This window comes from Arsukibacterium sp. MJ3 (assembly GCF_000987765.1).
Taxonomy (GTDB): Bacteria; Pseudomonadota; Gammaproteobacteria; order Enterobacterales; family Alteromonadaceae; genus Alishewanella.
The window spans coordinates 24,619-37,265 of record NZ_LAHP01000001.1; the positions used below are offsets into that span (position 1 = coordinate 24,619).

Here is a 12,647-nt window from a genome sequence, read left to right on the forward strand (position 1 = left end):
TATTTAATAGCATTACACATTCCTATTTTGATATAAATTTAGTATGAAGTCGTTTGTATTTACACATACTGCAGATTAAAAGTAACCAAGGCAATCAAAAACGATTAGTTACTATCATTACAGACTACAACTGTATTTAAGCACATATTTAGGACGGTATTGTTATAGCTGGCTCTCTTGTATTTATCGCTAAACTAATCATAAAGAAGGATGTTAAGGTCATTAAAATGAAAACATGTTGCTTTCAGCCACGCTTATCTTTGGGGGGCAGATCCAATTGTTAATAATTGGCATATCCAATTACACAAATAAAAAAGCCTGTTATTAAACAGGCTTTTTTATGGAGATTTTGGTCGGTACGAGAGGATTCGAACCTCCGACCCCTTCACCCCCAGCGAAGTGCGCTACCAAGCTGCGCTACGTACCGACGTAGGGCGTATCATAATGATTCCGCGCCAGAAAGCAATGCTCGTTGAGCTAACTGCAGTAATTTTAGCCAGTTGCTGACCGCTTTTATTGTAAGCGCTAGTAAAGACAATAGTGAATGATAGCCTGATGGTAAACGGGTAGCCGCAATTTACTGGCTTATTAGGCAGAATAAATGCGTTCAACGCTGGTGAATTTTTGCTAACTCAGTAAAATAGGCCGCTGTTTTAAGTAACCGAACTGAGTAATAGTGCAGCAAGATCCTTTTGCCGATATCCGGCCTTACCATGACGACGAAGTGGCGCCGGCAATAGCGCGCTTAATAGCCGATCGTGAATTTATTCAGGCGATACTACATTACCGCTTCCCTCGTTTATCCGGCCCTTTGGGGTGGTTACTATCGCCATTGGTAAAGTTATGGTTAAAACGGCGCTGGGCCAGATTAAAATCGGTTAGGGCGGTGCAGCTGCAGGTTGCGGGTTTTATAGACCGGATGATTGCCAATACTACAGATAAGGTAACCTATTCCGGGTTGGATCAGCTAAACCCGGCGCAATCGTATTTATTTTTATCTAATCATCGTGATATTGCTATGGATCCGGCCCTGGTAAACTGGTGTTTGCACCAATGCGGTTTTGCGACGGCGCGCATTGCAATTGGTGATAATTTATTACGTAAAGCTTGTGCCACTGAACTGATGAAACTGAATAAAAGCTTTATCGTTAAACGCGGCGCCAAAGGGCCGCGGGAAATACTAAAAAATCTGTCACAATTATCGGCCTACATTAAGCATTCACTTGATGAGCGTCATTCAGTCTGGATTGCTCAACGTGAAGGTAGGGCAAAAGATGGTAATGACCAAACCGATGCGACCATTTTAAAAATGTTTTTTATGCATGGCAAAAAGCACGGGCAAACGTTTAGCGATTACCTGCAAAGTTTAAATATTGTGCCGGTGTGCATATCGTACGAATTTGACCCTTGTGATAGCGATAAAATTAACGAGTTATGGCAAAGAAAATTGCATGGCAGTTACCAAAAAACGGAGTTTGAAGATATTGATGCCATTATTAAAGGTATTGTTGGCTATAAAGGCCGGGTACATGTTGCCTTTGCCAAGCCGCTTGAGTACATTCCTGACGATCCGGATGCCGCAGCGGCGTTAATTGATCAGCAAATTTGGCAGCGTTATCGCTTATACCCGATTAATGCGCTGGCTGCCGGTGGCAATGCGTCTGACATTTCTGCAGCGACAGCCGAGCAGTGGCAACAACGGCTGCAAAGCGTGCCGCATGCAGCGCAAGACATGATGACCGCCTTATATGCTGCGCCTGTACTGAAAAACCAACAGCAATGAAATATTTAATTAGTGTCACGCTGCTATGGGCGTTTTCTTTCAGCCTGATAGGTGTGTATCTGGCGGGGCAGGTAGATGCCTACTTTGCGGTATTAAGCCGGGTGCTATTGGCGTTATTATTGTTTAGCCCGTTGATAGTGCGCTATCGTTTTGCGGCCAAGCTAGTGTGGCCGGTTATTGGCCTTGGCGCAGTGCAACTGGGTTTGATGTATCTGTTTTATTATCAGTCATTTTTACTATTAAGCGTACCTGAAGTGCTGATATTTACTATTTTTACCCCGCTGTACATCACCTTGTTGCATGATCTGCTGGCACGACGTTTTAACCCAGTGTTTTTACTGGCAGCGTTAATTGCGGTATTGGCGGCAGCATTAATGCGCTATCAGTCACTAAGTGCACACTACTGGACCGGCTTTGCCGTGGTGCAGGGCGCCAATATTTGTTTTGCCATTGGCCAGGTTGGCTATAAAAGGCTATTGGCCAAGCACCCGACGGTGGCCCAGTATCAGCTCTTTGGCTGGTTTTATGTTGGGGCGGCGCTGGTAGCCATTCCCGCTTGGTGGTTATTGGGCAGTGCACAATATCCGTCCACCACTGTCCACTGGGGAGTGTTACTGTGGCTTGGGCTTATCGCGTCCGGCTTGGGATATTATGGCTGGAATAAAGGCGCCACCCAGGTTTCCAGTGGTATGCTGGCCGTTATGAATAATGCGTTAATTCCGGCCGGCTTATTAGTCAACGTTATTATTTGGCAACGCGATACCGATTTATTGCGCCTGAGCATCGGTAGCGCTATGATCATTTTTTCAATCTGGTTGTGCCGCAGGCCAGCCTGGCAGGGAGGTTAAGTGGCAAGACAAGTACAGTATACGTTTAAAGGTAGCACTAAAATTATTGCCTTTAGTTACGATCGTTTCATCGATTTGTATGAAGCAGTTGCTGCTGCTGAAGACATTAGTTTAGTCAGTTTTCTGGCAATGGAGCAGCAAGTGGCTAAAACGGCTAAAGATAAAGCAGCAATAAAAAACTTTCGTCAGCAAGCGTTTAGCAAAATGGGCTTTAGTAATATTACTTTTCTGCGGGATGAACCTTAGCAGCCCTGCTTGGCTATGTTAGGCTTAATACATTTTAAAACAGGAACCGAATTATGAAAATCACCAGTAACTTTGACAGCGGCAATATTGATATTATTAACGCTGATGATCCGGCCGACATTCAACTGGCTATTCGCAAAGATAATCAGTCAGACTTTTATCAATGGTTTCATTTTCGGTTAAATAGCACTCATCCACAACTACATAAAATTACCCTGACCAATGCCGCGGGTTCAGCGTATCCTGACGGTTGGCAAGATTATCAGGCGGTGGCGTCATATGACCGGCAAACCTGGTTTCGGGTAGAAACAGAATTTGACGGTAAAGCGTTAATTATTAATCATTTCCCGGAAGCTGAATCGGTGTATTTTGCCTACTTTGCGCCATACAGTTACGAGCGTCATCAAGATTTACTGCATCAGGCGCAAAATGATTTTAATTGTCAGCTGGTTGATTTGGGCGATACCCTGGATGGCCGCGACATGAGCTTGCTGGTAATTGGTGAGCCTGATGATAACAAAAAGAAAATTTGGATTATCGCTCGGCAACACCCTGGCGAAACCATGGCCGAATGGTTTATTGAAGGCTTGTTAGACCGTTTACTGGATGAAGACGATGGTGTAGCGCGCAGCCTGCTGGCTAAAGCGGTATTTTATATCGTGCCCAACATGAACCCGGATGGCAGCGTGCGTGGTAATTTACGCACTAACGCCGCCGGTGCTAACCTGAACCGCGAATGGCAAAACCCGACCATGGAACATAGCCCGGAAGTGTATCTGGTGCGCCAGAAAATGTTAGAAACCGGGCTGGATATGTTTTTAGATATTCACGGTGATGAAAACCTGCCGTATAACTTTGTGGCTGGTGCCGAAGGTGTGCCGTCTTACAATGACCATATGCATCAGTTAGCACAAGACTTTAAAGCCGCGCTACTTACCATAACACCGGAGTTTCAGGTAAAACACGGTTATGACATCGATGCCCCGGGGCAAGCCAATTTAACGGTAGCAACTAATTGGGTAGCTGAACAATTTAAGTGTTTAGCTTACACCGTAGAAATGCCCTTCAAAGACAATGCCGATTTACCGGATGCCGCTTTTGGCTGGTCAGATATTCGTTCAATGAAATTAGGCCAGGATAGCTTAGCAGCCATATTACAGGTTGTAGATAAATTGCGTTAAGGCAAATAGAGAGGTAAAGGTAAGTATTATGGCCATTATTTCCTGCCCGTTTTGCGGGCAACGTATTTCAGACAAAGCAGCGGCCTGCAGCAAATGTGCTGGCGATCTCAGCAGTAACACCCCAGAGCAGCTGGCGTTGATTGAACGGGAAAAGAAAAACCGTAAGCTGCAATCATTAATGAATCAATCGATGTTGTCGATGTTGTTGTTTCTAGGCGGCTTTGGCATTTTGTATTGGTGGCAGCCAGCGTCGCACAGTTACAATCAATATGCCTCTAACATCGCCATTGTGCTGGGTTTCAGTTGGTATGTGGTTACCCGGGCCCGAATTATTTTGTTAAAGCGAAAATAACCTATGGACTTTAAAACGCTGGTTAGCGCGATGGCGCCTGAAACCTATCATAAACTGGCCGATGCGGTCGGAACCGGGCGCTGGGCTGATGGCACGCCGCTCACCGAGCAGCAAAAAGGGCAAACATTACAACTGGTACTGGCGTATCAGTCAACGGTGTTGCAGTCGAACGAATTATTTACCGTGGGTGCCGATGGCCAGCTGGTACAAAAAACCAAAGCTGAACTTAAAAAGCAATTTGACAATAACGATGCAATAGCAAGGTTTGGGCACGATGATCTTTAAAAACTGGTTTAAACCGAAGTGGCAACACCCTGATTTTGCTGTACGCCAGCTGGCGATTGCCAGCCTGTCGTCTAGCCAGCTTGAGCATAAGGCAATATTACATGAGCTGGCGTTTAACGATAGCAGTGAAACTGTGCGACGCAGTGCGCTGGAGCAACTAAACGATTTTTCATTGTGGTGGCAAGCCAGTAAACAGGACAACACCGAAAAATTACGTCAGTTTGCCGAACAACAGTTACTGACCATGCTATTAACCCAGCAAATATCCGCTTCATTAAAGCGCCAGTTTGTGGCGCAGTGCAATCGTATGGCTTTACTGGAGCAGCTAGCTGAGCGCGAAACCGACGCCGAAGTACTGTTTAGCGTGTTAGAGCGCCTAAATAAGCCAGACTTAAATATCAAAGCCTTGTTAGGCTCAGTGCTAACTATTGCGCAGAAGCAGCAGTTGTTAGCGCAACTGGACGATCAGAAACAGCTGGAAAAACTTAGTAAATTGTTAAGCGGTGAATTGGCCGGGCAGTTACAACAAATGCTAACGGCTCACGCCAATCAACAGCAAAAGCCACCAAAACTTCGTAAAGATCTTACCTTATTACTGGCCCGGCTTAATGCCCTGCGTGAGCGGTTTGCAGTAGCCGACATTCCAGAACAATTCACTGCGCTGCAGCAACAGTGGCAACAGTATCAAACCGAGCTACATTTTTTACCCGGCGCAGAAGCCGAAAGTATCAGTAACAAATACCAGCAGCTGGTAAGTAAACTGGATAACTGGTTAGCGCCGCAGTTAAAGCAAATTGCCGCAGTGCAGGCCGCCGCAGTTCTGGCTGCTGAAGCAGCCGCACAGTACCAGCAGTTTTCAACGGCTATAGCTGAACTTACTTTACAGCTAAGCACCGCTTTAGCCAGTGCTGATATCAGTAAAGCAGAGAACATTACTCAGCCATTAGCCTTGTTAACGTCAGAAATAGCCAACGCAACACTATTAAGTGATGTACAGCGTAGCAACCTAACAACACAGCTAAGCCTATTGACTAGCCAGTTAACCGATTTAGCACAAACAGCCGAGAAATTAACGGAGGCTGCGGCATTAATAACTGATTGGGCGGCGCAAGCATTGCCAACAGAGTTAACGCAACTTGACCAAGCAAACCAACAATTTGCTGACTATAAGCGCACTTGGCTAACTATTAGCCGTGAGTTACCACTGTTATTACCGGCAGCACTAAGCCAAGCTAAACAACAGTTACAACAGCAGTGGCAGCAAAGTATTGCTGCGTTAACCTCTCAGCGCGAACAAGCATTGCGCCAATGCCGCAGTAAGTTAGCCGAATTTAAACGGCTGGATCAGCAAGGGCGCTATAAAGTGCTATTTGGCTTATTTAAAGGCATTTGTAGCGATTATGTCGAACTTACTCCGTCAGAGCAGAAAAAACTGGCAACTGAAGTAGAGGCAGCCAGTGCCAGAGTAACGGAGTTAGCCAATTTGCAAGCCTACATTGCTGCGCCGCGAAAGCAGGAATTGTTAACAGAGATGCAATTGTTGCTACAAACCGAACCAACGGATATGCCCGCTAGGGCAGAGCAAGTAAAATACGCCCGTCAACAATGGGGCAGTTATGGTAAAGCCGCACCAGAGCAAGACGCTGAGCTTAACCAAGCCTTTGATAGTGCTTGCGAGCAGGCTTATGCGCCTTGCCGTCGTTATTTTGCCGAGCAGGATGAACTAAAAGCGGCAAATTTAGCTGAGCGTGCAGCGATTGTTAACCAGTTAGAGCAACTGGCTAGCCAAGAGCTTACCCCGGCGGCACTAGACAGTGCGCTAAAAGCGACAAGTCAGGCCTGGCAGCAAGCAGGGGCCGTGAAACGGCAAGACTTTTTGCCAGTGCAGCAGCGTTACCAGCAGGCGCTAAACCTACTTAAGGCGCGGGCCAGTGTATGGCAACAGCACGCTGCCAGCGACAAGCAGGCACTTATTGCGGAAGGTCAGGCGGCATTAAGCTTAACTGATACTAATCAAACCAGTAAAATATTAAAAGAGCTGCAGCAACGCTGGAAGCAACTGGGTTATGCCGGTAAAAAACACGATCAGCAACTGTGGCAGCAATTACGGCAATTGTGCGACGGCTTCTTTAATCAGCGTCAGGTCGAACTCGCAGAGCAACAGCAGCAGCAGCGTATTGATGAGCAAGCGTTAAATACCCGCCTTGCTGAAATTGAACAGGCTGTAAATGCGTTAACTATTGCTAGTGCCAGTACGGCATTTACGGCGGTGAGCGAGCAATTGCAGACGCTGGATGTTGGTGTTAATGCCAGTGCTCGTAAACAGCGTGATAAGCTGCAACAACAGTTAACCAGTTTACAGCAACAGCAGGCTAGCCAGGCTGCAAGCCAGGGCGTTATTAATTTATTTAAGGTGTTACAACAAGCTGACACCAGCACCGACGCTTGGCCAGTTGAATTTAAACCACAGCCTGAATTAGCCGGTGCGCTTAAATTAGACCGCCTGGGTGTTACTCAGGCGCTGGAAATTATTGCAGGCATTAGCGGCCCAGAGCAGGAAAGCAGCCAGCGCCAACAGGTACAGCTAACGTTATTGACCTTAAAGCATAACGCTGGTGAGGTTACTGATAAACCGGATTTGTTACGACATTGGCTGGCTTTTGGCCCGGTAACGGCAGCCGAGCTAAGCTTGGTTAGCCGGATAAAAGCGGCCTATCTGGAATAAAATAGCGGGCCATTGGTTAGTGGCCCGCAGTGTGTTGTTGTAGCCTGTAAACCGTACTTAAAGTGTTAGCTCACCACGCAAATTTTGCTGCATTTTCTGGCGAATTTGCGCTGGTTCTAATGGTTGGCTTAACAGGTAATGCAGCTTGGTTAGTGTGGCTTCCAGCGTCATGTCAAAACCACTGATTACGCCACTGGTTTTTAAAGCATTACCGGTGGCGTAACCGTCCATATTTACTTTACCTTTAAAGCACTGCGTGCAATTCACCAGTATTTGGCCATGCTCGCTGGCAGCTTGTAATACTTGTAGCAATTCAGGCCGTTGCGGTGCATTACCTACCCCAAATGACTTAATAATTAATGCCCGCACCGGCGCGCCCAGCATATTACGGATAACATCGGTGCTGATGCCGGGGTATAACGTCACCACACTAATTGGCTGCGGCGTAATAGCGGTTACTTGTAACTCGGCAATTTTTTCACCCGGCTTGCTAACCCTACCTTCGATTAAATCAATATTAATACCCGCTTCGAGCAGGGGTAAAAAATTGGGCGAAGCAAAGGCATTAAAGCCATCGGCATCAGCCTTCGTTGCCCGGTTACCCCGAAACAGTTGGTTATTAAAAAATAACGCCACTTCAGCAATGGGGTAGCACGCGGCCAGGTATAAGGCATTGAGTAAATTTACCTGACCGTCTGAACGCAGCTGTGCCAGTGGAATTTGTGAGCCGGTAATAATGACCGGTTTTTGCAAATTCTCCAGCATAAATGACAAGGCAGAAGCAGTATAGGCCATGGTATCGGTGCCATGCAGCACCACAAAACCGTCATATTGCTGGTAGTGTTGCTGAATATCTTCAGCAATATGTTGCCAGTGGCTTGGTGTCATATCGGAGGAGTCGATAACCGGATGATATTCATGAATATCAAATAATGGCATATCGGGGTGAAAAAACTCTGGCATTTTATTAACAGTAGCCGTTAAAAAGCCAGGTACCGGCACAAAGCCCTGTGCCGATTGCTGCATACCAATAGTACCACCGGTATACGCGACATAAATGCGTTTTCTGTTCATATAAGCTATTAATTTACATAAAAATGCCCGCTAACATAGCGGGCATTGTAAAGCAGTTAATGCCTGTTGTCAGTTAATGCTACAGGTCATGCAATAAGAGTATACGCCGTTCGGATCGTTAAACTGATTCAGTATCACAAAGTCTTGGCGTAACTGCTTACTCATCCGTTGCAGCATTTGTTGCTCGGGTGTGGCCTGCACTTGTGGTAACCAGCCACTCGCTTTGGCACTGGCAAACAATTCTTTTAGCATTTGCTCAGTAGGTGACAATTCCTGAGTAATAACCTGTACATCATAGGTGGTTAAGCCGGCTTTTTCTGCGGCGGCGGCAATAGCGTCGTCAAAGTTGCCCAGCTTATCAACTAAGCCAAGTTCCAGCGCTTTACTGCCGGTCCATACCCGGCCTTGCGCTACAGCATCAACTTCATCAAGCGACATATTACGATTACTGCCAACCATGGTTAAAAACTCGGTATAACCACGTTCAATCAGTAATTGCATAATATCTTTCGCTTTGCTGTTCAGGCCCTGGTAAAGCGGCAAACCGGCAGATAAACCGGCAAGTTCAGTGGTACCTACGCCATCAACGTTTAAGCCAAGTGCTGCCAATGAATCTTCAGCGGTGTGTAGCAAGCCGAAAATGCCAATAGAGCCGGTAATGGTAGTTGGTGAGGCCCAAATTTCATTGGCTGGTGCCGCAATCCAGTAGCCGCCTGATGCCGCAACCGCACCCATAGAGGCAATAACTGGCTTGCCTGCTTCACGTAGCAGGCTAATTTCCTGGCCAATAATTTCTGACGCAAAGGCGCTGCCACCGCCACTGTCAATTCGCAGTACCACGGCTTTTACTTTATCGTCAAAGCGGGCCCGGCGCAGTAAAGCTGCAGTGGTGTCGCCACCAATGGTGCCGGCTTTAGCACTGCCGTCAACAATCATACCTCGGGCCACTACTACAGCTACTTTTGAAGTTAATGGATTAACAAACGCCTTAGAGGGCACAGCATACTTGGCATAGTCGTCAAAGCTAACGTGGTTGTAAACGTGCTTGTCGTTTTTACCCACAATGCCAATCAGTTTTTGCTGAAATTGCTCACGGGTTGCCACGTTATCAACGAACTTATTATTAATGGCATACTGCGCGGTATCACCGTCTGCGGCTTGCATTTTTTGCAGCAGGGCGTCGTAGCTTTCATCAAAGTTAGTCATGTCAAAACCACGACGGCTACTGACATCTTGCTTATAGGTTTGCCACAGGCCTGATAACCAGCCAATGTTGGCTTCTTTTGCTGCATCAGACATATCGTTTCGCAAAAAAGGCTCTACTGCTGATTTATAAGTACCTACCCTAAATACGTGGGTATTAATTTTCAGTTTTTCTAAGGCGGCTTTGTAATACATCGGATAGCTGCCATAACCTTCCAGAATAACGGCGCCCATCGGGTTTAAGCTAATTTCATCGGCGTAACTGGCCAGGTAATACTGGGTTTGTCCAAAGTAAGCGCCATGGCTGAATACTTTTTTGCCAGCCGCTTTAAAACTTTCTATAGCAACACCTACCCGCTGCATTTTATCCAGTGAGGCAGAGCGTAAAGCTGAGACGTCAAGTACCATCGCCTGGATACGGTTATCTGTGGTGGCGGTCTCAATCACTTTAACTATATCCGACACCAGCATTTCCGGTGAATCTTCTGCTGCGCCTAAGCCTTGATTAACCAAACTGGAGAACGGATCGACCCAGCGTTTTTCTTCAACCAAATCACCGTGTAAATTAAGCACCAAGGCGGCGGTATCTGCTATTTTTACTTTGTCTTTACCACTAAATACCGCGATGAGCACAATGGCAACAATAAAAATAAATAATAGGTTAAGCACGGTAGCGCGAAAACCCCGGTAAACACGCCAAATAGCGCCAAAGAAGCGCCGAATGGGACCTTTTCTGATGTCAGACATAGTAAATTCCTGTACTGTTAATAAAGTTTAATCATTAATATTGCTATGCTAACCAATTTAGCGGCAAAGACTAAATTGAATTTGTAAGTAAATGTTTAGCGCTTGCTATCAGCCGCTAAAGCGGCTACATTCTTCCCATTTAACAGGTAAGACCAGAGAGGCTGCGGTGGCATATCAACGATTATTACAACCACTGGATTTAGGGTTCACAACGCTGAAAAATCGCGTCATTATGGGGTCAATGCATACTGGCCTTGAAGAAGAGAAAAACGGTTTTGCGAAACTTGCTGCTTTTTATGCTGAGCGGGCTAAAGGCGGCGTAGGCTTAATTATTACCGGCGGTATCAGCCCAAACTTTCGCGGCAATCTGGTGCCATTTGGGAGCCAGCTTAGCTATTGGTGGCAGGTAAAGAAACATTGTCAGGTTACTGCTGCGGTGCATCAGTACGATGCAAAAATATGCTTGCAACTGCTGCATGCCGGCCGATACGGTTACCATCCTTTTAATGTTGCACCCAGCAAAATACAATCACCTATTACGCCTTTTAAACCCTCTGCCATGTCAGCGCGGCAAGTTACTGGCACCATTAAAGACTTTGCCTCTGCGGCGAAGTTGGCTAAAAAAGCCGGTTACGATGGTGTTGAAATAATGGGTTCTGAAGGCTATTTAATTAATCAATTTGTGTGCCGGCGTACCAACCATCGTAAGGATGAGTGGGGTGGCAGTTTTGAGAACCGTAGCCGCTTTGCGGTTGAAACGGTAAAAGCGGTGCGGGAGCGGTGTGGTCCAGACTTTATTATTATTTACCGTTTATCAATGCTGGATTTAGTAGAAGATGGTAATAGTTTTGAAGAAGTAGTCGCACTAGGCAAAGCCGTTGCAGAAGCTGGCGCTACCTTAATAAACACTGGCATTGGCTGGCATGAAGCTCGGGTGCCAACAATTACCACCCGAGTGCCCCGAGCGGCCTTTAGTTGGATAACTGAACGGGTTAAAAAAGAGCTGAGCATACCGGTTATTGCTACCAATCGCATAAACGATCCGCAGGTAGCGGAAGATATTCTGGCTAACGGCCAGGCTGATATGGTGTGTATGGCCCGGCCATTTTTAGCGGATGCTGATTTTGTTAACAAAGCGGCTGCCGATAACGCCGATTTGATCAATACCTGCATAGCCTGTAATCAGGCATGTCTTGATCATGTGTTTCAAAATAAACGCGCCAGTTGTTTAGTTAACCCCAGAGCTTGCTATGAAACCGAACTGAATTTTGACGCTGCCACAATGCCTAAAAAATTAGCGGTAGTCGGTGCCGGTCCGGCAGGTTTAGCCTTTAGTGTGTATGCGGCGCAGCGTGGTCATCAGGTGCATTTATTTGATAAATCGCATCAAATCGGTGGCCAGTTTAATTATGCCAAGCAAATTCCGGGCAAAGAAGAGTTTTATGAAACCTTACGTTATTTTGGTCGAATGATTGAATTACATGCCATTAAACTGCATTTAAATTCTGAGCAAACGGCAGAAAGTTTAGCAGAAGGTGGCTTTGATGACGTTATTTTAGCCAGTGGTATTTTACCGCGTCAAATTGACTTGGCCGGGCAAGACCATCCGAAAGTACTCAGTTACTTAGATGTGTTACGCGATCATAAATCGGTAGGTAAAAACGTAGCTATTATTGGTGCTGGTGGTATCGGTTTTGATGTTGCCGAGTATTTAACTGAAGATAACTCGTTAACGCTGCAACCCGACGCTTGGTTAAAAGAGTGGGGCGTAGATAAAAGCTACCAGGGCCGTGGTGCTTTACTGCCAGATAGTTTACCTGAGCCTGCCGCGCGTAAAATTTATCTGATGCAACGTAAAGCCAGCAAAGTGGGTGGCAGTTTAGGCAAAACCACTGGTTGGACGCACCGCGCCTCGCTAAAGAAAAAAGGCGTGGAAATGATGGCGGGCGTTAACTATTTAAAAGTAGACGATAACGGTTTATGGCTGGAAATTAACGGCGAAGAGCGCTGCCTCGACGTCGACAATGTAATTATTTGTGCCGGGCAGATACCACAACGGGCGTTACAGCAAGGGTTAACAGAACGGGGTATACGCCATCATTTAATTGGTGGCGCCGATGTTGCCGCCGAACTAGATGCAAAACAAGCGATTCGCCAGGGGGCAGAGCTAGCCGCACAAATTTAACGGTTGGCGGTAAGTAAT

Annotated in this window: 10 protein-coding genes and 1 tRNA gene; 8 read left to right on the top strand and 3 right to left on the bottom strand. The window is 46.4% G+C overall.

Going from position 1 to position 12,647, the window contains the following annotated elements; genetic code table 11:
* Nucleotides 1-350: 350 nt before the first annotated feature.
* Nucleotides 351-427, bottom strand: a tRNA-Pro gene (locus VT06_RS00110).
* A 249-nt stretch (nt 428-676) separates the two neighbouring features.
* Here VT06_RS00110 and VT06_RS00115 point away from each other — a divergent pair.
* The 7 genes from VT06_RS00115 to VT06_RS00145 are packed head-to-tail and all read left to right on the top strand — an operon-like array spanning nt 677 to nt 7,420.
* Nucleotides 677-1,783: a 1-acyl-sn-glycerol-3-phosphate acyltransferase gene (locus VT06_RS00115; protein WP_046552236.1), complete on the top strand. Its 1,107-nt coding sequence runs from the start codon at nt 677-679 to the stop codon at nt 1,781-1,783.
* Nucleotides 1,780-2,631: an EamA family transporter gene (locus VT06_RS00120; protein WP_046552237.1), complete on the top strand. Its 852-nt coding sequence runs from the start codon at nt 1,780-1,782 to the stop codon at nt 2,629-2,631. Before VT06_RS00115 ends, VT06_RS00120 begins: the two co-directional genes overlap by 4 nt.
* Nucleotides 2,632-2,877: a DUF2960 family protein gene (locus VT06_RS00125; RefSeq protein WP_046552238.1), complete on the top strand. Its 246-nt coding sequence runs from the start codon at nt 2,632-2,634 to the stop codon at nt 2,875-2,877. It abuts the gene before it with no gap.
* A 53-nt stretch (nt 2,878-2,930) separates the two neighbouring features.
* Nucleotides 2,931-4,058 (top strand): M14-type cytosolic carboxypeptidase, encoded by a 1,128-nt coding sequence (locus tag VT06_RS00130; protein WP_046552239.1) that lies wholly within the window; start codon nt 2,931-2,933, stop codon nt 4,056-4,058.
* A gap of 28 nt (nt 4,059-4,086) precedes the next feature.
* Complete coding sequence (locus tag VT06_RS00135) at nt 4,087-4,410, top strand: zinc ribbon domain-containing protein (protein ID WP_046552240.1); 324 nt, start codon at nt 4,087-4,089, stop codon at nt 4,408-4,410.
* 3 nt (nt 4,411-4,413) lie between these two features.
* The gene (locus VT06_RS00140) at nt 4,414-4,695 is read left to right on the top strand and encodes a DUF1315 family protein (RefSeq protein WP_046552241.1); all 282 of its coding nucleotides are present in this window, start codon (nt 4,414-4,416) and stop codon (nt 4,693-4,695) included.
* Complete coding sequence (locus VT06_RS00145; RefSeq protein ID WP_046552242.1) at nt 4,685-7,420, top strand: DUF349 domain-containing protein; 2,736 nt, start codon at nt 4,685-4,687, stop codon at nt 7,418-7,420. Before VT06_RS00140 ends, VT06_RS00145 begins: the two co-directional genes overlap by 11 nt.
* Nucleotides 7,421-7,477: 57 nt before the next feature.
* Here the strand turns inward: VT06_RS00145 and ansA are convergent, their stop codons facing one another.
* Nucleotides 7,478-8,494 (bottom strand): asparaginase, encoded by a 1,017-nt coding sequence (ansA, locus tag VT06_RS00150; RefSeq protein ID WP_046552243.1) that lies wholly within the window; start codon nt 8,492-8,494, stop codon nt 7,478-7,480.
* Between the two features lie 69 nt (nt 8,495-8,563).
* The gene (sppA, locus tag VT06_RS00155) at nt 8,564-10,444 is read right to left on the bottom strand and encodes a signal peptide peptidase SppA (RefSeq protein WP_046552244.1); all 1,881 of its coding nucleotides are present in this window, start codon (nt 10,442-10,444) and stop codon (nt 8,564-8,566) included.
* Nucleotides 10,445-10,610: 166 nt separating this feature from the next.
* On the opposite strand from sppA, the gene VT06_RS00160 reads away from it, so the two are divergent.
* Nucleotides 10,611-12,629: an NADPH-dependent 2,4-dienoyl-CoA reductase gene (locus VT06_RS00160; protein WP_046552467.1), complete on the top strand. Its 2,019-nt coding sequence runs from the start codon at nt 10,611-10,613 to the stop codon at nt 12,627-12,629.
* Nucleotides 12,630-12,647: the final 18 nt, after the last annotated feature.